22 protein-coding genes are annotated in these 23434 nt (G+C 64.0%); 11 read left to right on the forward strand and 11 right to left on the reverse strand.

Annotated features, from left to right (window positions below):
• Window positions 1-50: 50 nt before the first annotated feature.
• The 10 genes from B586_RS00295 to B586_RS00340 all read right to left on the reverse strand — a co-directional run bounded on the left by B586_RS00295 (window position 51) and on the right by B586_RS00340 (window position 9288).
• Window positions 51-725, reverse strand: coding sequence for an SDR family oxidoreductase (locus B586_RS00295; RefSeq protein ID WP_054879023.1), 675 nt, complete (start codon window positions 723-725; stop codon window positions 51-53).
• 48 nt (window positions 726-773) lie between these two features.
• Window positions 774-1277, reverse strand: coding sequence for a MarR family winged helix-turn-helix transcriptional regulator (locus tag B586_RS00300; protein WP_047315697.1), 504 nt, complete (start codon window positions 1275-1277; stop codon window positions 774-776).
• A 53-nt stretch (window positions 1278-1330) separates the two neighbouring features.
• Window positions 1331-2080: an amino acid ABC transporter ATP-binding protein gene (locus B586_RS00305; RefSeq protein WP_047315698.1), complete on the reverse strand. Its 750-nt coding sequence runs from the start codon at window positions 2078-2080 to the stop codon at window positions 1331-1333.
• On the reverse strand, window positions 2077-3891 hold the full coding sequence (locus B586_RS00310) for an ABC transporter substrate-binding protein/permease (protein ID WP_047315699.1): 1815 nt from the start codon (window positions 3889-3891) through the stop codon (window positions 2077-2079). Before B586_RS00310 ends, B586_RS00305 begins: the two co-directional genes overlap by 4 nt.
• A 39-nt stretch (window positions 3892-3930) precedes the next feature.
• Entirely contained in the window at window positions 3931-4674 is a 744-nt protein-coding gene (locus B586_RS00315; RefSeq protein ID WP_047315700.1) for a GntR family transcriptional regulator, read from the reverse strand.
• Window positions 4675-4782: 108 nt separating this feature from the next.
• Window positions 4783-5574 (reverse strand): LLM class F420-dependent oxidoreductase, encoded by a 792-nt coding sequence (locus B586_RS00320; protein WP_047315701.1) that lies wholly within the window; start codon window positions 5572-5574, stop codon window positions 4783-4785.
• Entirely contained in the window at window positions 5571-6473 is a 903-nt protein-coding gene (locus tag B586_RS00325) for an alpha/beta fold hydrolase (RefSeq protein ID WP_156166518.1), read from the reverse strand. The genes B586_RS00320 and B586_RS00325 overlap by 4 nt, the downstream gene beginning before the upstream one ends.
• A 66-nt stretch (window positions 6474-6539) precedes the next feature.
• Window positions 6540-7655 (reverse strand): inositol-3-phosphate synthase, encoded by a 1116-nt coding sequence (locus B586_RS00330; RefSeq protein WP_054879022.1) that lies wholly within the window; start codon window positions 7653-7655, stop codon window positions 6540-6542.
• Window positions 7656-7745: 90 nt separating this feature from the next.
• On the reverse strand, window positions 7746-8288 hold the full coding sequence (locus B586_RS00335) for a PadR family transcriptional regulator (protein WP_047316795.1): 543 nt from the start codon (window positions 8286-8288) through the stop codon (window positions 7746-7748).
• A gap of 100 nt (window positions 8289-8388) precedes the next feature.
• On the reverse strand, window positions 8389-9288 hold the full coding sequence (locus B586_RS00340) for a DUF1707 SHOCT-like domain-containing protein (RefSeq protein WP_054879021.1): 900 nt from the start codon (window positions 9286-9288) through the stop codon (window positions 8389-8391).
• Window positions 9289-9415: 127 nt separating this feature from the next.
• Here B586_RS00340 and B586_RS00345 point away from each other — a divergent pair, with 127 nt between their 5' ends.
• From B586_RS00345 to B586_RS00390, 10 genes are all read left to right on the forward strand, one after another.
• A complete protein-coding gene (locus B586_RS00345) occupies window positions 9416-9850 on the forward strand; it encodes a DUF5318 family protein (protein ID WP_047316797.1) in 435 nt (144 codons plus the stop codon).
• A 2-nt stretch (window positions 9851-9852) separates the two neighbouring features.
• Window positions 9853-12387: a transglycosylase domain-containing protein gene (locus B586_RS00350; protein WP_054879020.1), complete on the forward strand. Its 2535-nt coding sequence runs from the start codon at window positions 9853-9855 to the stop codon at window positions 12385-12387.
• Window positions 12384-14057: a glycosyltransferase family 87 protein gene (locus B586_RS00355; RefSeq protein ID WP_054879019.1), complete on the forward strand. Its 1674-nt coding sequence runs from the start codon at window positions 12384-12386 to the stop codon at window positions 14055-14057. Before B586_RS00350 ends, B586_RS00355 begins: the two co-directional genes overlap by 4 nt.
• Window positions 14054-14695 carry a DJ-1/PfpI family protein gene (locus B586_RS00360; protein ID WP_211141544.1) on the forward strand — a complete coding sequence of 214 codons (642 nt, stop codon included), beginning with the start codon at window positions 14054-14056 and terminating at the stop codon, window positions 14693-14695. Before B586_RS00355 ends, B586_RS00360 begins: the two co-directional genes overlap by 4 nt.
• 132 nt (window positions 14696-14827) lie before the next feature.
• A complete protein-coding gene (gene rpsF, locus B586_RS00365) occupies window positions 14828-15118 on the forward strand; it encodes a 30S ribosomal protein S6 (protein WP_047316809.1) in 291 nt (96 codons plus the stop codon).
• Between the two features lie 182 nt (window positions 15119-15300).
• Window positions 15301-15807: a single-stranded DNA-binding protein gene (locus tag B586_RS00370; RefSeq protein ID WP_047316800.1), complete on the forward strand. Its 507-nt coding sequence runs from the start codon at window positions 15301-15303 to the stop codon at window positions 15805-15807.
• A 25-nt stretch (window positions 15808-15832) separates the two neighbouring features.
• Window positions 15833-16087, forward strand: a complete 255-nt coding sequence (gene rpsR / locus B586_RS00375; protein ID WP_047316801.1) for a 30S ribosomal protein S18 — start codon at window positions 15833-15835, stop codon at window positions 16085-16087.
• A 42-nt stretch (window positions 16088-16129) separates the two neighbouring features.
• Complete coding sequence (gene rplI, locus B586_RS00380) at window positions 16130-16588, forward strand: 50S ribosomal protein L9 (protein WP_047316802.1); 459 nt, start codon at window positions 16130-16132, stop codon at window positions 16586-16588.
• A gap of 546 nt (window positions 16589-17134) precedes the next feature.
• Complete coding sequence (gene dnaB, locus B586_RS00385) at window positions 17135-18940, forward strand: replicative DNA helicase (protein ID WP_047316803.1); 1806 nt, start codon at window positions 17135-17137, stop codon at window positions 18938-18940.
• Between the two features lie 467 nt (window positions 18941-19407).
• The gene (locus B586_RS00390; protein ID WP_047316804.1) at window positions 19408-20220 is read left to right on the forward strand and encodes a class I SAM-dependent methyltransferase; all 813 of its coding nucleotides are present in this window, start codon (window positions 19408-19410) and stop codon (window positions 20218-20220) included.
• An 878-nt stretch (window positions 20221-21098) separates the two neighbouring features.
• Here the strand turns inward: B586_RS00390 and B586_RS00395 are convergent.
• Window positions 21099-22340 carry an MFS transporter gene (locus tag B586_RS00395; RefSeq protein ID WP_054879018.1) on the reverse strand — a complete coding sequence of 414 codons (1242 nt, stop codon included), beginning with the start codon at window positions 22338-22340 and terminating at the stop codon, window positions 21099-21101.
• 87 nt (window positions 22341-22427) lie between these two features.
• Between B586_RS00395 and B586_RS00400 the strand changes: the two genes are divergently transcribed.
• The gene (locus tag B586_RS00400) at window positions 22428-23099 is read left to right on the forward strand and encodes a FadR/GntR family transcriptional regulator (RefSeq protein ID WP_047316810.1); all 672 of its coding nucleotides are present in this window, start codon (window positions 22428-22430) and stop codon (window positions 23097-23099) included.
• Window positions 23100-23434: the final 335 nt, after the last annotated feature.

Consider the following 23434-nt stretch of genomic DNA (forward strand, 5'->3'; position numbering starts at 1 on the left):
GGCCCGCTGCGCCCGGCTCGGACATCGCTGCCGCGTCCGCGGCATCGCCACTAAAGCCGGCGCCCGGGCCGGAGCACAACCTCCTGGACGTCACCGTCTGGCGGCGTGGCCACCACATTGGCGACCACGGCCGCGACGGTATCGGGTCGCAGGTAGTTGGCGGGGCGGTACTCGCCACCCTCGTAGGCGACTAATTCACGCTGCATATTGGTGTCAGTGCGGCCCGGATAGACCGTAGTCACCCGCAGTTCTGTCTCGTCGATGCGTAGCGAGTCGGCGAACGCGCGCAGCGCAAACTTGCTGGCCGAGTAAGAGGCCATCCCCGCCGAAACGTTGCGTCCTGCCCCAGAGTTGACGAACACCACTCGACCGCGAGCGCGTCGCAGCGCTGGCAATAGCGCCAATGTAAGCGCTACCGCCCCAAAGACATTGACCTCAAAGGTAGCACGCCACTCGTCGACGCACGATTGCGCGACGCGGCCGGGAATGGACAACCCCGCGTTGTGCACCAGCACATCGAGTTCGTCGATGACTTCGCAGCTGGCCTCGATTGTGGCGGTGTCGGTCAAGTCCAGCGGGAAGGTTGTGGCGCCGAGCCGGTCCGCGACAGCGTCCAGCCGGGCCGAGGGCCGACCGGCCAACAGTAGGGTGTGCGTCGGGGCCAGCGCGGTGGCGATCGCCGAACCGATACCGCCGCCGGCGCCGGTGATGAGTGCAGTTGGCATGCGTCCGAGCTTACGTATACGTCCAATCTCAGTGAGAATTAGCTACTTTCATGCCTGCTTGCACGCGGGCGTGTCGCCGGCCGGGCCGGATACCGGTTCGCCGGAGGCCAGGCGCTGCAGCGGCGCCAGCGCATTTTTCAGAGTGTCCAGATCGGCGGCGGGGAGCTGACTGAGCATCGCGGCCAGGGCGGCGCGCCGGTTGGCCAGCGACTCGCCATGAACCGCGCGCCCGCGCGGGGTGATGTCGACAAGCACGGCCCGCAGGTCAGACGGATCACGCGAGCGCTTCACCAGCCCGATTTTTTCCAGCCGGCGGATCGCCACGGTGGTGGTGGGAGTCCGCACCCGTTCGTGGGCGGCCAGATCCGTCATCCGGATGGGGCCTTGATCGAGCAGCGTGACCAGGATGGACAGCTGCGCCAGCGTCAAGTCACCGGCCGCCGCCCCGTTGGGGTCTCCGCGGCGCAGGATCGAAAACAGTTTGGACAGCGCACGGTGCAGCCCGTCCGCCAGCTCCGTCACCTCAGGCGCGGTGGTTTCGCTGTCCGCCATAAGTCGGCAGTCTAACGCGATATGTTGGGCGTTGAAGGGACCTCACGCATGCGTCAAAGTACTTGGGACAGAAACCGCTGTAGGCGGTTGGTCTGCGCGGCCTCGAATATCTGCTCCGGGGTCCCGGATTCCACGACCTTGCCGTGATCCATGAAAACAACGGTGTCGGATGCTGACCGGGCGAAGCCCATTTCGTGGGTGACGACGACCATCGTCATTCCCTCGTCGCCGAGGTGGCTGATAAGTTCCAGAATCCCCTTGACCATTTCGGGATCCAGCGCCGACGTCGCCTCATCGAAGAACATCACCTGCGGAGCCATCGCCAGAGCACGGGCGATCGCGACCCGTTGTTGTTGGCCCCCCGACAGCGCGCTGGGTCGGGCATCGGCCTTGTGCTTCAGGCCAACTCGGTCCAGCTGTGCCCACGCCAGCTCCCGTGCCGCGTCGGCGGATAGCCGTCGCAACCTGCGCGGTGCGAGCGCCACGTTGTCGAGCACAGTGCGGTGCGGGAACAGATTGAAATGCTGGAACACCATGCCAATGCGCTGGCGTAGCTCGTTGGGGTCGTCGCGCAGCACCGACCGGCCGTCGAGCAGAATGTCGCCGCTGTCGGGCTCATGCAACCGGTTCAGCGTGCGAAGCAGTGTTGACTTGCCTGACCCAGAGGGTCCGATGACGGCCACCGTGCTGCCCGCGGGGGCCTCGATATCGACACCGCAGAGCACCGCGGTCCCGCCAAGAGTTTGGTGAATATCTTTGGCTGCCAACGATACTGACGGACGTTGTGCGGTGGCGCTGGTCACGTCATCTCCTGGCCGAACGTCGACACGAGCATGTCGGGGGTCTCTTGTGGCTTGACTGCGGCGCGGCCGCGGCGAAGTCGGGCGTCGATGTAGTTCACCAAATGCGTTAACGGAACAGTCAATATCAGGTAGAAGGCGCCGGCCGCCACCAGTGGCGACAAGTTGCCGGTCTGCGCGTTGAGGTCGCGGCCCACCTGAAACAGCTCTCGCTGTTGGGCGATCAAACCCAAAAAGTACACCAGCGCGGAGGCCTTCAGCAGCGCGATGAATTGATTGACCAGTGCCGGCAGCACCCGCCGTATTCCCTGCGGCACCACCACCAGTCGCATCGCGGCCGAGTAGCTAAACCCGAGCGCACGGGAGGCTTCGAGCTGCCCGGGGTCGACGCTCTGGATCCCCGAGCGCAGAATCTCGCCGATGTAGGCGGCGGCCATCAGCCCCAACGCGGCAATGCCGAGCGGGTAGGGGTTGTTATTCGTCAGCCCGCCCACCAGCGGCCCAATGCCCAGCCCGATGATGAGGATGATCACCACTTCGGGAAGACCACGAAAAACATCGGTATAGACCCGCGCCGGCCAGCGCAGCCAGCGGGAGTGGGAGATCCCGGCAACCGCCAGCGCCATGCCGAGGAGCAGCCCGATGACGCTGGCACTTCCGGTCAGGATCAACGTGTTAGGCAACCCGGTGGTGAACAGGGTAGGAATGGCTTGCCGGTAGACATCCCAGTCGAAGAAGGAGTCGCGCAATTGCGCCAGCGCAGACTTCGGCGCGGCCGGACCCACCTGCTTGCGGTGGTGACGCGCGGCGATCGCAGCGAAGTCGGGCAGCTTCGGCGCCGCGACGGCTTTCGACCCGGGCTTCCAGCCCGGCGGCAGGGAGCGGGGTACCCACTGGGTGTACAGGTTCGCCCACGTCCCGTCGGCGATGACGGCGTCCAGCCCGGAATTGAGCGCGTCGACTAGCGGCTGGTTTTCTCTGGCGACCGCGTAGGCCACGAAATCGCCGGGGCTGAAGGTGTTGGCCACGATTACCGCCGGGTCACCCGATTGCAGCACGGCCATTGCTTCCGCCGCCGGCGCTACCCAGGCGTCGACCTGTCGGCTCTTAAGACTCGTGTACACGGTGGCGAAGTCGGGATACTTCACCGGTTGCAGGTGCAGCGTCTCGACGACGTATGACTCCTCGACGGTGCCCTGGACAACGCCGATACGTTGTCCGGCGGCCAGCTCACTGAATTTGGTGATCGCTGAGCCGGGGGGCACCACGAGTGAGTAGTAGCCGAAGTCGTAACCGTTGGTAAAGGCCACGGTGCGCCGCCGCGCCGGGGTGGCTTTGATCGACGCCGAGCCGACGTCGAAACGCCGGGACGCTACTTGGGCGAGCAGCCCGGAGAAGTCGGTGCCGACGAAGCGGACATGCAGGCCCAGTTTGCCGGCGATGGCGCGCAACAGTTGATTGTCGAAGCCGCTGAATTGGCCGGTGGGATTGATACAGATGTTCGGCGGGGCGTCGGACAGGGTGCCGACGGTCAGTACGCCTGGCGTGCCGAGTCCCAATGCGTCGATGCGCACCGAACTCAGCGGCGCGACGGTGGCCGTCGTGTCCTGCTGGTCTTGGCCGATGGCTGCCCCCTTGGTGAGGTTCTTGGGCAACACGGTCGCGCTGTCCACCCCGGCCGGCGCGCACTGGTTTCTGTCGGCGTGCGCGGGCGCAGCCGGTGCAGTCCACGTCAAGCCGCACACCATCAGCATCGTCGCGGCCACTGAAAGCAGCTTTCCGTGGCCTGTGGCGCGCGCGTCGCAGAAACTCATCACTGCCACCGTATCGAGCAGCCGGCAGCTCGGCCTGCTTTACAGCGCGATCGACGGCGGGCGGCAGGTCGCATCGAGTCCCGCGGGCATCCGAAGTGGATCGGGCACCCCGGTCTGGGGGCCGTCGGGTGAGACGAGCACTTGGCGTCGGACCAGTTCGGCCAGCATCGTCTGGGCCATCCGGTGTGAGCGCCCGACGCACGCGGCCCGCGCAGCTTCCGGGTCGCGCCGGTGAATTGCGGAGTTCTCGTCTTCGTAGAACGGCAAAATGTCGTCGCTGCCGTTTTTTTGGTAGGTCGCCCAGAACACGCGCGGGATGAGATTCTGAGAGGCGCGGATGGTGGCGTGCAGCCGAGGTCCTGCGTACTCATCGTTGACGGTGCGCCGGTATTCGCTTGCGACGTCGGCAAAGGTCCGCGATTCCATCGAGGTGCGCAGGGCTCGCATGAGCGCATCGAGTTCGCCCAGGATCCGCGGCGTGGGGTTGGCGGCTGCGCGCGCCGAGGCAATCCCGTTGAGCAGGCCGTCGAGTTCGTGATGTTCGAGGACGGTGGCTTCGTCGAACCGCTCGACGAACGCGCCCCGGTGATACCGGGTCGACACGATGCCGTCGTGTTCGAGTTGGACCAGCGCCTCTTGGATGGGGACGCGACTTACCCCCAGGCCGTGCGCGATCTCGTTGCGGTCCACCCGGTCGCCGCTGCGGAGCTGACCGGTCAATACCAGGTTCAGAATGTGCGAAACAACCTGGTCCTTCTCTTTGAACCCATACTTCTTCGGCATAGCTTCTTCGAGTCTCTTTCAGCCCCCCGCGGCGGCCATCAGCGCTGGCAAGTTTCTCATGAATTGGCACCTGCTATCCGGTATTTGGCGGACGAAGCGGACTCGATCTCACCGGCTATCGCGCCAGCGGCACAGCGTCTCGGCGGCGGTGAGGTCGTAATCCGGACCGTTGCAGCCGACCGTCAGCAGCGTCACGCCAACGGCGATGAGGCCCTCGGCACTGGCGATCAGGTCGTTGTTGTTATCTACCCCGGCGGACCGTTCGATGGTGGCTGGGTCCCGTCCGACGGCGGCGCAGTGCTCGTCCAGGACGGCCGCGGCCGCCGGGTAGGTTTCGGCGGTGGTGAAGCCGTGCCAGATGTCGGCGTGCTCGGCGACCAGGCGCAGGGTCTTGCGCGGGCCAGTGCCACCGATCAGCACCGGGATGTCGCGGATCGGTGCTGGATTCAGCTTGCCCAGCCGCGTTTTGATCCGGGGCAGCGCGGCGGCCAGGTCGTCGAGGCGGCTGCCGGCGGTGCCGAACTGGTAGCCGTACTCGAGGTAGTCCTTGTCTTTCCAGCCCGACCCGATCCCCAAAATAAGCCGGCCGTCCGAAATGTGGTCGACGGTACGGGCCATATCGGCCAGCAGCTCCGGGTTGCGGTAGGAGTTACACGTCACCAGGGCGCCGATCTCGATACGCGACGTCTGCTCGGCCCAGGCCGCCAAAACGGTCCAGCATTCGAAGTGCGGGCCGTTGGGATCCCCGTAGAGCGGGAAGAAGTGATCCCAGGTGAAGGCGATGTCGACACCGATGTCCTCGCAGCGGCGTACGGCGTCGCGGATAGTGCGGTAGTGCGGGGCGTGCTGAGGCTGCAGCTGTACACCGATGCGAATGGGATGGCGAAGCGGTGTAGTCATGCGGCCAGAACTCCGCGAACGATCTCGATCAGCGCGCGCGGTTGGTCGCTTTGCACCGAATGCCCCGAGTTTTCGACGACGCGGGCACCCCGGAATTGTCTGGCGCGCCGACTGAGTTCGGCCGCGTCATTGTCGCTGACGAAGCCCGATGCGCTGCCGCGCACCAGCGTGACGGGCGCCGACAACGCGTCGACGTCGTCCCACAGACTGGCGAAGTCGGGAAAGGTGCGAATGGTGTCGTAGCGCCACGCCCAGTTGCCGTTGTCAAGCCGCCGGGAGTTGTGGAACACGCCGCGGCGCAACGCCTTCACCTCGCGGTGCGGCGCTGCGGCAATCGTGAGGTCCAGCATGGCCTGAAAGCTTGGAAATTCGTGCTCGCCGTGCATCAGCGCTACCGTTCCGCGCTGGTCGGTGGTCAGCTCGGCATGCCTCTGCAACGCCGAGGGGGTTACGTCGACGAGGACAAGTTCACTCACCAGGTCGGGCGCCGTCGCGGCCAGCCGTATTGCGGTCAACCCGCCCAGCGACATGCCGACCACCAGTTCAGCACCCGATGCGAGTTCGTGCAGCACCGGCGCCAAGGTGGCGGCGTTGCTGCGCGGCGAGTAGTCGCCGTCCGCACGCCAGGCGGAATGGCCGTGTCCGGGAAGGTCAATCGCCAGTGCTGGCTCACCAACACCAACGATCACGGTGTCCCAGGTGTGCGCGTTCTGCCCGCCGCCGTGCAAAAAGACGACGCGCGGGGGTGTGCTACCCCAGCGCAACGCGCTGATTCTGCCGGCCGCCGTGTCCGTGTCGACCCGCTGTACGGCGGGCAGCGGACCCACCACGCCGGCCTGCTCGGCGTTCTCGGACAGCAGCGCGAACTCAGACAATTCCGCCAGCCCGTCCTCAGACATCTCGGTCACTGAGCTAGTCTGCCGCGAAAGTGCAAGCGGCGACGCATTTCCCAAGAAAGGCCGTCGCTACTTGCACTCTCGCAAGTTGATGAACTCTTCGAGCTGGGCACGCGCGATCTCGTCGGATAGCTGCTTCGGCGGGCTCTTCATCAGGTAGGCCGACGCCGGGATCACTGGCCCGCCGATTCCGCGGTCCTTGGCGATCTTTGCCGCGCGCACCGCGTCGATGATGACGCCCGCCGAGTTCGGCGAGTCCCACACCTCGAGCTTGTATTCCAGGTTCAGCGGCACGTCACCGAAACCGCGGCCCTCCAGCCGCACATAGGCCCATTTGCGGTCATCAAGCCAGCCGACGTGGTCGGAAGGACCGATGTGGACGTCTTTGGCGTTGAATTCCCGATGCACGTTCGACGTCACGGCCTGGGTCTTGGAGATCTTCTTGGACTCCAGCCGCTCGCGCTCAAGCATGTTGAGGAAGTCCATGTTACCGCCCACGTTGAGCTGCATGGTGCGGTCCAGCTGCACACCGCGGTCCTCGAACAGCTTGGCCATCACCCGGTGAGTGATGGTCGCGCCGACCTGGCTCTTGATGTCGTCACCCACGATCGGCACCTTGGCGTCGGCGAACTTTTTGGCCCACACCGGGTCAGAGGCGATGAACACCGGCAGCGCGTTCACGAACGCCACGCGGGCGTCGATGGCGCACTGGGCGTAGAACTTGTCGGCCTCTTCGGAACCCACCGGCAGGTAGGACACCAGCACGTCGACCTTGGCGTCCCGCAGCGCTTGGACCACGTCGACGGGCTGAGCGTCCGACAGCTCAATGGTGTCGGCGTAGTACTTGCCGATGCCGTCCAGCGTCGGCCCGCGCTGCACCACCACATTGGTGGGCGCCACGTCGGCGATCTTGATGGTGTTGTTCTCCGAGGCGAAGATCGCGTCCGACAGATCGAAGCCGACCTTCTTGGCGTCCACGTCGAAGGCCGCTACGAACTTAACGTCGCGCACGTGGTAGGGGCCGAACCGGACATGCATGAGACCGGGCACCGTGGAGGTGTCGTCGGCGTTTTGGTAGTACTCGACGCCCTGAACCAGCGAGGACGCGCAGTTGCCCACGCCGACAATGGCGACTCTTACCTCGGTCGACGCCCCTGGCGCCCCTGCTGGGTTGTGCTCACTCATAGGGCGTTCTCCTAACCTCATAACCTCGTGTCTCGAGTGTTTCGGGATGGTCTTGGGTATTGCTCGATTGGTGTTGGGTCGTACAGCGGTTTACGTCTGCTCGGCGCGGCCGGGCAGTGCCCGTTCAGCGGCAATGAGTTCGTTGAGCCACTTAACTTCGCGTTCGCTGGACTCGAGCCCGAGTTGATGCAGTTGGCGGGTGTAACGGTCGAACGAGCTGCTGGCTCGCGCCACCGCCTCGCGTAGACCCTCGCGGCGTTCCTCGACCTGACGGCGGCGGCCTTCCAGGATGCGCATCCGTGCTTCTGCCGGTGTGCGGTTGAAGAACGCCAGGTGCACCCCGAAGCCGTCGTCGGTGTAGTTGTGCGGACCAGTGTCGGCCACCAGCTCGCCGAAGCGCCTACGGCCCGCGTCCGTCAGTTGGTAAACCCGCCGGGCACGCCGCACCGGAGTCCCGGCCGGTGCGGCATTCTCGGCGATCAACCCGTCGGCTTGCATCCGACGCAGCGCGGGGTAAAGCGAGCCATACGAAAACGCCCGGAATGCGCCGAGCAACCCGGTCAGCCGTTTCCGCAACTCGTAGCCATGCATCGGCGATTCAATAAGGAGACCCAGGATGGCGAGCTCCAGCATCGAGTCACCCCCTTGGCTTGGCTAGTTACGACGCTCCGACGCCTCGCGCCATCGTATCGCGTCGATATATTTGCGACAACACCACCCGGTGTATGCGCCGCTATGAAGGGTAATTCACCTGTTTGACGGTGCCGTCACCGGCGAAGACGAGGTAGCCACCGCCGTAATCACTGGAGACATACAGCGACAGCGACAGCGCCCCGGGTGTGGTCGGATCGGTGGCCGGCTCGATGACCAGGTATCTGGTTTTGACGTCGGACGCTTTGATGCCGAGGGTTTCCGGGGCACCTCGCAGGATGCCCACGGTCGTCTTCGGGTCGAATTTGCTGAGGTCAACCAGCACGGCCCCGTCGCCGCTGCTTTTGGCGGCGCTGGTCGGATCGCCCCATCCACCGCGGTAGGTGTAGCTCAGCATCCGGCGATCGTCGGCCGGATCGCGGCGGTCGAGCACCGCGTAATCCGGGTAGATCACCAACCGGAAGCCGGTGGTGTCGCCGAATCTTTTGCGGGTCTGCTCCATCAGGCCGGTGAGCCCGCCGAGCGATTGCAGTTGCCTCGGCGGGGTCAGCACCACGGGCGCGACTCCGTCGGGCTTGGCTCCGGGATCGGTGGTGAAGTCCAGTGGCGATCCGGTATTGCCGTAAAGGCCCCAGCCGATGCCGACGCCCAGCAGCACCGCCACCACGAAGGCGGTCGCCAAGGTGGCCCACCCGCGCGACTTCGGCAACGTCGACAGTGATGTGGCCGGTGTGCTAGGAGGCAGCTGGACCAAGGCGCTGTTGGCCTGCAGATCGGCCACTAAGGCGCGCAGATCGCCTAGCGTGACGGCGCTGGTGGCGGTAGCGACCCGTTCCCGGTGCTCTTCCATGGAGAGCTCGCCATCATTGAGGGCGTTGTCGAGGATCTTGCAGGTGTCTTGGCGGTCGCTGTCTTTGGCTCGGGTCGCGCTGGTTGCCCCGCCATGGCCGCCACTGGGGAGGCTTCCGAGCCATCTGGTCACGGGGTTGATGGTAGAAGTTCAGCGACCAAGGTGATGACAAATACCCGCGGCGCAGGCTTGGAACGGGTGGGCAACGGCGTCAGGTTTGCGTTTCGGTGGGTGCGGTTGGGCACGTACTCTGGTCACCGTGCGACTGCAGCGTCAGGTGGTGGACTACTCGCTTCGGCGGCGCTCGCTGCTGGCCGAGGTGTACTCGGGACGCACCGGAGTGTCCGAGGTGTGTGACGCAAACCCCTATCTGCTGCGCGCGGCCAAATTTCACGGGAAACCGAGCCAGGTGATGTGCCCGATCTGCCGAAAGGAACAGCTCACACTCGTGTCGTGGGTGTTCGGCGATCACTTGGGTGCGGTCTCGGGGTCGGCGCGCACCGCCGAGGAGTTGGTCTTGCTGGCCACACGTTACGCCGAGTTCGCTGTCCACGTGGTGGAGGTATGCCGCACCTGCAGCTGGAATCACTTGGTCAAGTCGTATGTGCTCGGTGCGGCACGGTCGGCCCCGCCGCCCAGGGGCAGCCGGGCCACCCGGACGGCGCGCAACGGCGCCCGCACGGCCAGTGAATAACAGTGAATAACGAAGGACGCCACGATCAGTCGCCTAGGGACGCGAGCGGGCCAGCGACTGATCGGCCGGGCCAGCGTCGTCAAGTTCCGCCCGACGACCGGATGACAGCGATCATCCCGCCGGTCACCGACGAGCGGTCGGCTGGGCGGGTGGACCCCCTCAAGGCTGTCAAGGCTGCCTTGGATGGTCCGCCGCCTGCTGCGCCCTTCCACTCGGCACTCCCGATGTCGGTGTCCCCGCGGCGCGACCCTATTGACGAGGTCACGGCCGCGCTGGACGGCCGGTCGGCAGCGACCGGGGGTGGTGGCAGGCTCGCTTACGGACGCCGTCCACCGGGTGGTCCGCCGCCGCCACCCGAGCCGCCCGGCGGCCCTGCCGGGCCTGGCTGGAGGGCGCCTGGACCGGAGCCCAACCGGACTTGGCTGCAGCAACTCAACCGTCAGGTGAACTGGCGCTGGGTGCGGCGCTCGCTGTATCTCGCCGCGGTGGTGGTGTTGTTGTTGCCCATCGTCACCTTCACCATGGCCTACTTCATCGTCGACATTCCCAGACCAGGCGACATCCGTACCAACCAGGTCTCGACGATCCTGGCCAGCGACGGCTCGGAGATCGCCAAAATTGTTCCGCCCGAAGGTAACCGGGTCGATGTCAACCTGAGTCAAGTGCCGGTGCAGGTCCGCCAGGCGGTGATCGCCGCAGAGGACCGCAACTTCTATTCGAACCCGGGGTTCGACTTCAGAGCCTTCGCGCGGGCGGTGCAAAACAACCTCTTCGGCAGCGGCGATCTGCAGGGCGGGTCAACGATCACCCAACAGTATGTGAAGAACGCGTTGGTCGGTTCTGCGCAACACGGGTTTAGCGGTTTGATGCGCAAGGCTAAGGAACTGGTCATCGCCACCAAAATGTCGGGCGAGTGGTCCAAAGACGATGTGCTGCAGGCCTATCTGAACATCATTTACTTCGGCAGAGGCGCCTACGGAATTTCGGCCGCTGCCAAGGCCTATTTCGACAAGCCCGTGGAGCAGCTCACCGTCTCCGAAGGGGCACTGCTGGCGGCGCTAATTCGGCGGCCGTCCGCTTTGGACCCGGCCATCGATCTCCAGGGTGCTACCGCCCGCTGGAACTGGGTGTTGGACGGCATGGTGGACATCAAGGCTCTGTCGCCGAGTGACCGCTCGGCACAGCTGTTTCCCGCGACTGTTCCGCCTGATCAGGCGCGTGCGCAGAATCAGACCACGGGACCCAATGGTCTTATCGAGCGTCAGGTGACCAAAGAGCTGCTCGAACTGTTCAACATCGACGAGCAAACCTTGAACACCCAGGGGCTGCAGGTCACCACCACTGTCGATCCGCAGGCTCAACGGGCGGCCGAGAAGGCGGTATCGAAATACCTGGACGGGCAGGATCCCGATATGCGGGCCGCCGTCGTTTCGATCGACCCACATAACGGCGCGATACGTGCCTACTACGGCGGTGCTGATGGCAACGGTTTTGACTTCGCTCAAGCTGGGCTGCAAACCGGCTCGTCGTTCAAGGTTTTCGCGCTCGTCGCCGCGCTCGAGCAAGGCATCGGCCTGGGCTACCAGGTCGACAGCTCCCCGCTCACCGTCGACGGCATCAAGATCACCAACGACGAAGGCGAGAGTTGTGGGACCTGCAATATCGCTGAGGCGCTCAAGCTCTCGTTGAACACCTCCTACTACCGGCTGATGCTCAAACTCCGCAATGGACCGCAGGCCGTCGCGGACGCCGCGCACCAAGCCGGTGTCGCGAGCAGCTTCCCTGGTGTAGCGCACACACTGTCCGAGGATGGCAACGGCGGACCGCCCAACAACGGAATCGTGCTGGGCCAGTACGAAACCCGCGTGATCGATATGGCCTCGGCATATGCCACGTTGGCCGCGTCCGGCGTCTACCACCGACCGCACTTCGTGCAAAAAGTCGTTAATGCGGAGGGCCAGGTACTTTTCGACGCCAGCACCAGCGACAACAGCGGCGACCAGCGCATCGCCAAAGCCGTCGCTGATAACGTCACCGCGGCGATGCAGCCGATCGCCGGCTATTCGCGTGGCCATAACTTGGCCAGCGGGCGGCCGTCGGCAGCCAAAACCGGCACGGTGCAGCTGGGCGATACCACCGCCAACAAGGACGCCTGGATGGTCGGCTACACACCGTCGCTGTCGACGGCGGTGTGGGTGGGTACCGTCGAAGACAATGTGCCGCTGGTAACCGCTTCAGGCGCGGCGGTTTACGGCTCCGGCCTGCCGTCGGATATCTGGAAGTCGACGATGGATGGCGCCCTGAAGGGCACCGCCAACGAGAGCTTCCCCAAGCCGACCGAGATAGGTGGCTACGCAGGTGTGCCGCCCCCGCCCCCGCCGCCAGCGGCACCGCCGCCGCCTTCGGAAACCGTTATCCAGCCCACTATCGAGGTGGCGCCGGGCATCACCATCCCGGTCGGTCCGCCCACGACGATCACTCTCGCGCCGCCGCCGCCGGCATCGCCCAGCCCGACAGCTTCAACGCCGCCACCATGATCAACGCTGCGACGCAGAGCGCCACTATCTCGCCGCGACCGTTGGCCGCCGATCGTCGGAGCGCCGATGACCGCGATTGCCCCAGCCGCACTGACTTTTTGGGCGCCGCCCTAGCAGATGTCATCGGTGGACCGGTAGGCCGCCACGCGCTGATCGGCCGTAGCTGGCTGATGACACCGCTGCGGGTGATGTTTCTCATCGGGCTGATATTCCTGGCGCTCGGCTGGTCAACGAAGGCGGCCTGCTTGCAAACCACTGGAACGGGACCGGGCGATCAGCGGGTCGCCAACTGGGATAACCAACGCGCGTATTACGAGTTGTGCTACTCCGACACGGTGCCGCTCTACGGCGCGGAATTGTTGAACCAGGGCAAGTTTCCGTACAAATCGAGCTGGATCGAAACCGACAGCAGCGGCACACCGCAGACCCGCTACGACGGTCGGCCCGCGGTGCGATACATGGAATATCCGGTGCTAACCGGTATCTATCAGTATGTTTCGATGGCGATCGCCAAGACCTACACGGCGCTAAGCAAACTCGTCGCTGTACCAGTGATCGCCGAGGTGGTGATGTTCTTCGACGTCGCCGCATTCGGGCTGGCGCTGGCCTGGTTAGCGACCATCTGGGCCACCGCGGCGCTGGCCGGTCGCCGGATATGGGATGGGGCCTTGGTGGCCGCGTCTCCGCTGGTGATCTTTCAGATATTCACCAACTTCGACGCGTTGGCAACGGCATTCGCGACTGGTGGATTGCTGGCGTGGGCGCGGCGCAGACCGGTACTTGCCGGTGTGCTGATTGGCTTAGGCGCCGCGGCCAAGCTCTATCCGCTGCTGTTTTTGGTCCCGTTGTTTGTGTTGGGCATCCGCACCGGGCGCCTCGGGGGTGTGGCCCGCACCGCGGTGACCACGGCAGTGACCTGGTTGTTGGTGAATCTGCCTGTGCTACTGCTTTTCCCGCGGGGTTGGTCGGAGTTTTTCCGACTCAACGCCCGCCGCGGCGATGACATGGACTCGTTGTACAACGTCGTGAAATCGTTGACTGGCTGGCGCGGTTTCGATCCCAAGCTAGGCTTCTGGGAGCCGCCCCTGGCGCTCAACGCCGTGGTAACGGTGTTGTTCGCATTGTGTTGCGCGGCAATCGTTTACATCGCATTGACTGCTGGGCAGCGGCCGCGACTGGCGCAGCTGGCGTTTTTGTTGGTGGCGGCATTCCTGTTGACCAACAAGGTCTGGAGCCCTCAGTTCTCGCTGTGGCTGGTGCCGCTGGCAGTGCTGGCCCTGCCGCACCGCCGGGTGCTGCTGGCATGGATGACGATCGATGCCCTGGTGTGGGTGCCGCGGATGTATTACCTGTACGGCAATCCGAGCCGTTCACTCCCGGAGCAGTGGTTCACCGCGACGGTGCTGCTGCGAGACATCGCGGTCGTGGCGCTGTGCGCGCTGGTGATCCGCCAGATTTATCGGCCCGACGAGGATCTGGTGCGGCTGGGTGGACGGGTGGACGATCCGGCGGGCGGGCCTTTCGACCGCGCCCCGGACGCCCCGCCGGGTTGGTTGCCGGACTGGCTGCGTCCAGCCGGGATGCGGCGGGCGGTCGCGCCGGCAGCACCATCAGTACCTCAAACTGAGCTGGCCGACGCTAAAACAGCTGCCGCCCCCGGGCAGCCATGATGCAGGTAGCCATCCCGCTGTTCGAACGGGTCACCGCGCTCGACGCCGTCGGCCCTTACGAAGTGCTGCAACGCATTCCGTCGATTGACGTAGTGTTTGTCGGGCACCAGCGGGGAGAGGTGCGCACCGAAAACGGGATGCTCGGCCTCACTTGCGACGCGACCTTGGACGAAGTCGGTGCACCCGATGTGGTGGTGTTCCCCGGTGGTGTCGGAACCCGTCAGCTGGTTCACGACGAAGCCTTCTGTGTTTGGCTGCAATCGGTGCATCGGCATACCAAGTTCACCACCTCGGTATGCACTGGCGCGCTGCTGCTTGCCGCAGCCGGCCTGCTCGAGGGACTCACCGCGACGACGCACTGGAGCGCCGCGGACCTGCTCAACAAATTGGGCGCGCACTATGTGCCTGAACGTGTCGTCGAGCACCTCTCGCAGCGGATCATCACCGCCGCGGGGGTCTCCAGCGGTATTGACATGGCCTTGCGGCTGGTTGAGCTCCTTGTCGATCGACCAGCCGCGCAGGCTGCTCAGCTGCTCATCGAATACGACCCGCAGCCGCCGTTCGGCTCGGGCACGCTGGCGAAGGCCGACGCGGCGACGAAGGCCAGGGCGGACGAATACCGGCGCAGCCGGAACTGACCGATTGGCTGATGGCCCGGATTTTTCCGGTCAGCCCGACATCCGGTAGCCTGGGGCCGTTGCCGACGCAGGCGACCCTCCTGCCGCGGATCGACCGTGGCCGTACAGACCAGAGGAGGTGGTGAGGTTTCCATGCGTCCATACGAAATCATGGTCATTCTTGACCCCACGCTCGACGAGCGCACCGTCGGCCCGTCCTTGGAGACGTTCCTCAACGTCGTCCGCAAGGACGGTGGAACCATCGGTAAGGTCGACATCTGGGGCCGGCGCCGGCTGGCCTACGAGATCGCCAAGCATGCCGAAGGCATCTACGTTGTCATCGACCTGAAGGCGGCGCCGGCTACCGTGTCCGAGCTCGACCGCCAGCTCAGCCTCAACGAGTCGGTGCTGCGCACCAAGGTGATGCGCACCGACAAGCACTAGCCTGACGACGATGACCGGCAGGGCGAGGTGGGGGTCCCCCCGCTTGTGGGGGCAGCCGGCCAAATACAGCACTAGTCGGACGACCGCCCGCGGTCGGTGCCCTTGCGTAGGCTCTCCGAAAACACGCTCATGACTAACGCCCGCGCCAAGGCGAGGAACAGGGCGGAATTAGGGAGGAAATTGTGGCTGGCGACACCACCATCACCGTTGTCGGAAACCTGACCGCTGACCCCGAGCTGCGGTTCACTCCGTCCGGTGCTGCCGTGGCCAACTTCACCGTGGCGTCGACACCGCGGATCTATGACCGTCAGAGCAGCGAGTGGAAAGACGGCGAGGCGCTGTTCCTCCGGTGCAATATTTGGCGGGAGGCCGCGGAGAACGTGGCCGAAAGCCTCACCCGGGGGGCGCGGGTGATCGTCACCGGCCGGCTCAAGCAGCGTTCCTTCGAGACCCGCGAGGGTGAGAAGCGCACCGTCGTCGAGGTCGAGGTCGACGAGATCGGCCCGTCGCTTCGGTATGCCACCGCCAAGGTCAACAAGGCCAGCCGCAGCGGCGGCGGGGGCGGCGGCTTCGGCAGCGGATCCCGACAGGCGCCGGCGCAAGGGAGCGGCGGAGCAGGTGACGACCCATGGGGTAGTGCCCCGGCGTCGGGCTCCTTCGGCGGCGGCGACGAAGAACCCCCCTTCTAACAACGAAACGGAAAGAAATACACACATGGCCAAGTCCACCAAGCGGCGTCCAGCGCCGGAGAAGCCGGTCAAAGCGCGTAAATGCGTCTTCTGCGCCAAGAAAGACCAGCAGATCGACTACAAGGACACCACGCTACTGCGCACGTACATCAGTGAGCGGGGCAAGATCCGGGCCCGTCGGGTCACCGGCAACTGCGTGCAACACCAGCGCGACATCGCGATCGCGGTGAAGAATGCCCGCGAGGTAGCTCTGCTGCCCTTCACCTCCTCGGCGCGATAACCGACGGTAACCACTGCAAGCCCAACGGAAAGTACGAAAACGATGAAGCTGATTCTGACGGCTGACGTCGACCACCTTGGTTCCGTCGGCGACACTGTCGAGGTCAAGGACGGATACGGTCGAAACTTCTTGCTCCCGCGCGGTCTGGCGATCGTTGCCTCGCGGGGCGCCCAGAAGCAGGCTGACGAGATCCGCCGCGCCCGCGACACGAAGGCGGTGCGCGACCGCGAGCACGCGAACGAAATCAAGGCGGCGATCGAGGCGCTGGGCTCGGTCTCGCTGCCGGTGAAGACGGCGGCCGACTCTGGCAAGCTGTTCGGCTCCGTGACCGCCGGTGATGTTGTCGCCGCCATCAAGAAGGCGGGCGGACCAAACCTCGACAAGCGAATCGTGCGGCTGCCCAAAACCCACATCAAGGCCGTCGGCACGCACCCGGTATCGGTGCACCTGCATCCTGAAATCGATGTCGTGGTGTCACTCGACGTCGTCGAGGCGAGCTAACAGCGCAACGTTTGCTGACCCCCGGTGGCGGCCGCTGATCGGTTGCCACCGGGGGTTTGTTCGTGCGGTGAAGTCCTTTCGAAAGTGTTCTAGGAAGACGGTCTGGGTTGTTCCTGGCGAACTATTTCCGGCAACTGCAGAGCCATCCATCGTTACCAATACGTAACGCTTCCAAAATCTGGCTGAAATCCAACACGCCCGGCGCAGTAACCTGGCCCGACACGCCGAAGAGATTCTTGTCCACACGATATCTGTCGCGTTGTGGGACGTTTAGCTGCAGTGATGTGATAGCGCTCCGGACTGATCCACAGGTTCTCCACACCCCGTTTCACACAGTGTCCACGGGTTTGCACACACGATGCACAGCTTCATGAACAGCGGCCACTTGGAGTACTCGCCAGCAACGTCTACCGTCGTCCCGGCGTGACTGTGGTGGGTGTTTTGGGGCGCGAGTGTCGGGCTCTTGATTTACGCTTGCGAATAGCGGCTATCGAATGTCCGTTCGAATGCTTGTCAGGGTGCTTGTGTCAGGGGAGGTGAGAGTCGATGGCGGTCGTCGATGACCTGGCGCACCCCAACATGGATTCCGCTCCGCCCAGTGAAGATTTCGGCCGCCAACCACCGCAGGATCTAGCCGCGGAGCAGTCGGTGCTGGGCGGGATGCTGCTGAGCAAGGACGCCATTGCCGACGTCCTCGAGCGGCTGCGGCCTGGCGACTTTTATCGTCCCGCACACCAGAATGTCTACGACGCGATCCTGGATCTGTACGGGCGCGGGGAGCCGGCCGACGCGGTGACGGTAGCCGCCGAATTGGACCGCCGCGGATTGTTGCGCCGGATTGGTGGCGCACCGTATCTGCACACCCTGATCTCGACGGTGCCGACGGCCGCCAATGCGGGTTATTACGCGGGCATCGTCGCGGAAAAGGCACTGCTGCGTCGACTGGTGGAGGCCGGTACGCGGGTGGTGCAGTACGGCTACGCCGGCGCTGAGGGTGCCGATGTGGCCGAGGTGGTCGACCGCGCGCAGGCCGAAATCTACGACGTCGCCGAGCGCCGGCTTTCTGAGGACTATGTCCCGCTCGAGGATCTGCTGCAGCCGACGATGGATGAGATCGACGCCATCGCTTCCAACGGGGGCATCTCGCGTGGCGCGCCGACCGGCTTCACCGAACTCGACGAGGTAACCAACGGTTTGCATCCGGGACAGATGATCATTGTGGCGGCACGCCCGGGTGTGGGTAAGGCGCTTGCGCTGGACACGCCGCTGCCCACACCGACCGGTTGGACGACGATGGGTGATGTCGCCGTCGGTGACGAGTTGCTGGCCGCCGACGGAGCACCGACGCGTGTGGTGGCCGCGACCGAGGTCATGCTGGGCCGGCCGTGCTATGAGATCGAGTTTTCTGACGGCACAGTCATTGTCGCTGACGCCCAGCACCAATGGCCGACGGGTTACGGCATCCGGACGTCGGCTCAGTTGCGTTGTGGGCTGGACACTATCGCCGCGGCCGGCTCCATCCCGCGCCATGGTGAGCGCACCGCATTGCTGGCCCCGGCGCTGCGCATCGACTCGGTGCGGCGGCTGCGCAGCGTTCCGGTGCGATGTGTCGAGGTGGACAATGCCGCTCATCTGTATCTGGCTGGCCGCGGGATGGTGCCGACGCACAACTCGACCCTTGGGCTGGACTTCATGCGGTCGTGTTCGATCAAGCATCGCCTGGCGAGCGTCATCTTCTCGTTGGAGATGAGCAAGTCCGAGATCGTGATGCGGCTGCTTTCGGCGGAAGCGAAAATCAAGCTCGCCGATATGCGTTCGGGCCGGATGACTGACGACGACTGGACGCGGCTGGCGCGGCGGATGAGCGAAATCAGTGAGGCGCCACTGTATATCGACGATTCACCGAACCTGACCATGATGGAGATCCGCGCCAAGGCGCGCCGGCTGCGGCAAAAGACGAACCTGAAACTGGTTGTGGTCGACTACCTGCAGCTGATGACGTCAGGCAAGCGGTTCGAGTCGCGGCAGGTGGAAGTCTCGGAGTTCTCCCGCCATCTCAAATTGTTGGCCAAAGAACTCGAAGTCCCGGTGGTGGCGATCAGCCAGCTGAACCGTGGTCCCGAACAGCGCACCGACAAGAAGCCGATGTTGTCTGATCTGCGGGAGTCGGGAAGCCTAGAGCAGGATGCCGACGTCGTGATCCTGCTGCACCGGCCGGATGCTTTCGATCGCGACGATCCGCGTGGCGGCGAGGCGGACTTGATTCTCGCCAAGCACCGCAACGGCCCAACCAAGACAGTCACTGTCGCCCATCAACTACACTTGTCGCGATTTACCAACATGGCACGGTAACGGGCGTCGGTGTAGGTTCTCACGCTGCGCTTCAAAATCTCACGGCTGACTTCCAACGAAGTTCAAATCTGAAGCGTTCGTGAGACACGCCGATGCGCCTACGCGGCAGCCAGACTTGTGAGTGAACTCTTTGGGTGCCTTCGGGTTCAGGTCTAACCCGTTGCCGTGACGACTCTCGCTGGCGTACTCGCTGGCGGAAACCCTGTCGCCTAGGGCGTCAGCCATGTCATTCGGAAGCGTAATGCTCAGCTGGCGGGCTGTTCGCACAGTCGACTCCCTCACATCGGTGGGACTTAATCCTGCTCCTATGCTCGTGCTCCACGGCGGGTCAATTCGAGCGACGGCGGAAACGTCCGCCTTGGATCGACACCTATTGTCGGATGTCTCGCATTATGAGAACAGCGTTTCACAATATGGCAAGTCTTGTTAGTTTCAAGCTGATCATGCGCCGACCAGGGGAGTGCATCATGAACGACGAACGCCGAGCCGCCTATCCGCACGGGCATCATGAGTCGGTGCTACGCAGTCACCAGCGACGCACGGCGGAGGACTCGGCAAGCTACCTGCTGCCCTACCTGAAGCCGGGGCTGTCCGTGCTGGACGTCGGATGCGGCCCAGGGACGATCACCGCGGACCTAGCCGCCCGGGTCGCGCCCGGATCGGTAACCGCTGTCGACCAATTCGACGACGCTCTCAACGCGGCCCGCGCCGAGGCCCAGCAGCGCAACCTGCCCAACGTTTCGTTTGCGACCGCCGATGTCCACCGACTCGACTTTCCCGACGACGCATTCGATGTCGTCCATGCCCACCAGGTACTCCAGCATGTCGACAATCCAGTAGCGGCGCTGCGGGAAATGCGGCGGGTCTGTGTGCCAGGCGGAATCGTGGCGGCCCGAGATGCCGACTACTCTGGCTTCATCTGGTTCCCGCAGCTGCCGGCGCTAGATTTATGGCGAGACCTCTACCAAAAGGTGGCGCGCGCCAACGGCGGCGAACCCGATGCCGGCCGGCAGTTATTGTCGTGGGCTTTGGAGGCCGGATTCGACGACATCACGCCTACGGGCAGCCTGTGGTGCTACGCGACGCCGGCAACCCGCCAATGGTGGGGCGGAATGTGGGCGGACCGGATTCTTCATTCCGGCGTGGCCAAAGAGCTGCTGCAGTTAGGCCTGGCCACTACCGCACAACTTAAAGAGATCTCTACAGCATGGCAGGCCTGGGCAGCGGCCCCTAATGGTTGGCTTGTTATCCCGCACGGCGAAATCCTTTGCCGCGCATAAGCTCACGAACTGGCAGAGTTGCTGCGTCGATCTAGGTCGTGCAGCGCGGATAAAACGATCTCAGGAAGTTCGTGCATAGGGCTGCGCCCACAATCGGCGAGAAACAGCTCTGCGTTCGGGAGAGCATTGACCATCAGGTGTGCCTCTGACAAGACCAGCTGCGGGTCTAGACCGAAGTTAATTCGGGTTTGGGGTGGATTCGTGGTGTGATGCCGTCGACTAACGAATTCACCTGCTCAACATACGTATACGGCAGAGATAAAGTAGAAGTGCGTAGCACGCATATCGGAACATGAACGGGGTACCACTGACACGCCGAAAGAATCCACGCCACTTACAGTTTCGATGCTGGAAGGAATGGCCTACGTGTGACCATTGCTCCTCAGGAGCTCGGTAGCCAGAACGATTCACCCATAAATATAGCAAAAGCCCAGGTGGTAAAACCCTAAAAAGCAAACCGTCGTCCTCAACGACCGGGTGTCCCTCGTCACTTTGCCGGATAGGGAATCATCGCTCGAACATGTCGACGGCGCGTGTCTCGACACGGTGATGGCGGCGGCCGCGTCTCTCTAGAAACTTCACCATCCCGGCTGCGCGAGCGCGTTCGCCAACGCGCCAGTGATCTCTTCCGGCACGCTCGCGCTGGGCTTGTTTGCCTCCGGACCGATTTCTTGCCGGGTGTAAGCCGTTGAGTGCCGCCCAGTATGACGGTTAGCTTGGTCATCGACCGAAGAGGCGCATGCCATCTACAAGCCTCGCCTCGAAGCCTCGACGTCGTGAATCGCCATGGGTGTTCGATTCCGCTTAGCTTCAACGTATTTCGTCGGACGGCGAGCATTTTTGGGGCGGGTGTGGTTCCGGCTTGACGTTGCGCGGGATCACCGTGTTGCCAAGGTGTCTTCGAGGTAGCGCGGCTTGCACGCGTAGTACCCTCCTACCAGGAGTGCGGCGACAGTGACCAGTAGAAACCCAAACGACAGCACCCACTCGTCAGTGACATCGTGCAGGACGCCGAACAGCAGTGGTCCCGCACAGGCGATCAGATATCCGACACCTTGAGTGAAGCCTGACAGCGCAGCTGAGCCGGCCCCGGTGCGGCAGCGGAGATTGATCAAGGTCAGCACCGCAGGGAAGGTGGTCGGACCAAGCCCGAGGAAGAGCACCCAGATGATGGTTGCGGTCAGCGGCGCCCACAGCAATCCGGCGAAACCGAGGAGATAGCAACACGCACAAACGATGACAATCGGAAAAGGGTTCGCCAACCTAACGCACAATGCGGGCGCAACGAGCGCTGCGACGAACCCGATGCCCGAGAAAACCGCAACCATCGCGCCGCCGAGCGATTCGCTGCCACCGGCCGATGCCACGATCTCTGGTAACCAGGTGAACAACGTGTACGTAATCAGCGATGTCATGCCGAACATGAAGGTCAGGCTCCATGCGATTGGCGAGCGCCACACCGGCCCAATCGTTTTCGGTGGCTCGGCGGTGTGATCGCCGGTGTCATCGCCACGGCGAGTGATGATGATCGCGGTCCATGGCCCCAGTGCGGCCAGTGGAATCAGCGCCCACACGGCGAGCGACACGCGCCAGCCGTGTGTGTCGGCGAGCGGCACCGCGGCGGCGGCGGGAATCAGAGTGCCAAGCTGGATGCAGGTGAGGTAGACGGTGCTCATTAGCGCGACCCGATCACCGAAGTACCTCTTGATCAGTGGTGGGGTCACGATGTTCCCGATTCCCATGCCGACGAGCGCCAGCGTCGTTAGCGCCAACAGTCCGGTCACGCCGGACATCATTGAGCGGCCGGCGATGCCTGCTGCCGTCGCGGCAGCCCCGACCAGAGCCATCCGTTCGATCGTGAATCGGCGGCCGAGCGCGGGGGAGGCGAACCCGGCTAATGCGAACATGGCGGTCGGCAGCATCCCGAAGATGCCGGTGATGGTGCTGTCGAAGCCGATGTTGTCCGATACCCGTGAAAGCAGGGGTGTCAGCGAGGTGATTGCAGAGCGTAGGGCAAGCGAGGACAGCACGATCGCCAAGAGGATCATGATTCGCCCGGTAAAGAGCGACTGTCTTGTGATTGGGTCGTGGACCGCCGCAGCCGTTGTGGCAGTCGTCATGGGAGCTCCTCGGTGAACGTTGTCCGCCAAATCATTGGATGAATGGATGTATTAGTCAAATTCGGCTAGGATGGGCGCGTGCAAGCGATTCGCCGCCAGACGCTTATTGCGCAGGTCAGCGACCAGCTGCGCGAAGAGATCACGTCCGGGCGGTGGGTAGTTGGCGACCGCATTCCGGCCGAACCGACGCTGTGTGAGATGACCGGGACTGCACGTAACACAGTGCGTGAGGCCGTGCAGGCCCTGGTACACGCGGGAATGCTTGAGCGGCGGCAAGGGTCGGGCACGTACGTCATTTCCGACGACGAGCACGGCGGCGCGCTCGCTGGATACTTCGCGGCCGCCCGTGAGCGTGACCTCTTGGAATTGCGTGAGGCGGTGGAGGTTACCGCCACCGTGCTGGCAGCGCGGCGGCGCGATGACGCCGACATCGGTGAGTTACGTGCCGTGCTCGCCCGGCGAAACGAACTGTGGAGCCGCAGCTCCGAGATGAAATTTGCCTGTGCTGAGATGATTTCGGTTGACGCGGCGCTGCATCGGGCCATTGTCGCGGCCAGCCATAACGACGTGTATCTGCAGTTCTACGACTTATTACTGCCAACGCTACGGCGATCGATGCAGACCCACCCCGTCGGGATCTGCGGATCGTACGAGCCCGAGCACACCGAGTTGGTCGAAGCGGTGGTGGCCGGTGACCCGCAGCGGGCCGAGGCGGCCGTGCGAGTGTTCATCTCGACACTGCGCGATAGTCGGGGTTGAAAGAACCTGATTCGCAGTGGCTGGTCGACTTCAGCCGACCTGGTCGCGTAGCAGAGCAGTTCATCCTCGGTGTAGGTGCCGAGGATCGCCTGTGAGCCGACGATGATCACTTCTGAGCGCAACATACGGATGCGTTCCTCATCGGAAATAGTCCGCCCATAGGGGAGACTTCGCGCATCTCGATACCGTCACGGCTGGGCGAACGCCACTGCTTCGGGTTGTTGGACATCCACTGGCCGTGGGCTGCGCACCGGTGCCTCATATTCTCGATGTCGACCAGCGCTTCGATCCAGGCGTCAGTGCCGTGTATCGCCGTTGGCTGTTAATGATCGGTG

The sequence above is a fragment of the Mycobacterium haemophilum DSM 44634 genome, assembly GCF_000340435.2.
GTDB lineage: Bacteria > Actinomycetota > Actinomycetes > Mycobacteriales > Mycobacteriaceae > Mycobacterium > Mycobacterium haemophilum.

Coding starts and splice junctions, on each gene's coding strand:
- B586_RS00295 (WP_054879023.1), bottom strand. CDS start 725: ATGCCAACTGCACTCATCACCGGCGCCGGCGGCGGTATCGGTTCGGCG.
- B586_RS00300 (WP_047315697.1), bottom strand. CDS start 1,277: ATGGCGGACAGCGAAACCACCGCGCCTGAGGTGACGGAGCTGGCGGAC.
- B586_RS00310 (WP_047315699.1), bottom strand. CDS start 3,891: ATGAGTTTCTGCGACGCGCGCGCCACAGGCCACGGAAAGCTGCTTTCA.
- B586_RS00315 (WP_047315700.1), bottom strand. CDS start 4,674: ATGCCGAAGAAGTATGGGTTCAAAGAGAAGGACCAGGTTGTTTCGCAC.
- B586_RS00320 (WP_047315701.1), bottom strand. CDS start 5,574: ATGACTACACCGCTTCGCCATCCCATTCGCATCGGTGTACAGCTGCAG.
- B586_RS00325 (WP_156166518.1), bottom strand. CDS start 6,473: ATGTCTGAGGACGGGCTGGCGGAATTGTCTGAGTTCGCGCTGCTGTCC.
- B586_RS00330 (WP_054879022.1), bottom strand. CDS start 7,655: ATGAGTGAGCACAACCCAGCAGGGGCGCCAGGGGCGTCGACCGAGGTA.
- B586_RS00335 (WP_047316795.1), bottom strand. CDS start 8,288: ATGCTGGAGCTCGCCATCCTGGGTCTCCTTATTGAATCGCCGATGCAT.
- B586_RS00355 (WP_054879019.1), top strand. CDS start 12,384: ATGATCAACGCTGCGACGCAGAGCGCCACTATCTCGCCGCGACCGTTG.
- B586_RS00360 (WP_211141544.1), top strand. CDS start 14,054: ATGATGCAGGTAGCCATCCCGCTGTTCGAACGGGTCACCGCGCTCGAC.
- rpsF (WP_047316809.1), top strand. CDS start 14,828: ATGCGTCCATACGAAATCATGGTCATTCTTGACCCCACGCTCGACGAG.
- rpsR (WP_047316801.1), top strand. CDS start 15,833: ATGGCCAAGTCCACCAAGCGGCGTCCAGCGCCGGAGAAGCCGGTCAAA.
- rplI (WP_047316802.1), top strand. CDS start 16,130: ATGAAGCTGATTCTGACGGCTGACGTCGACCACCTTGGTTCCGTCGGC.
- dnaB (WP_047316803.1), top strand. CDS start 17,135: ATGGCGGTCGTCGATGACCTGGCGCACCCCAACATGGATTCCGCTCCG.
- B586_RS00390 (WP_047316804.1), top strand. CDS start 19,408: ATGAACGACGAACGCCGAGCCGCCTATCCGCACGGGCATCATGAGTCG.
- B586_RS00395 (WP_054879018.1), bottom strand. CDS start 22,340: ATGACGACTGCCACAACGGCTGCGGCGGTCCACGACCCAATCACAAGA.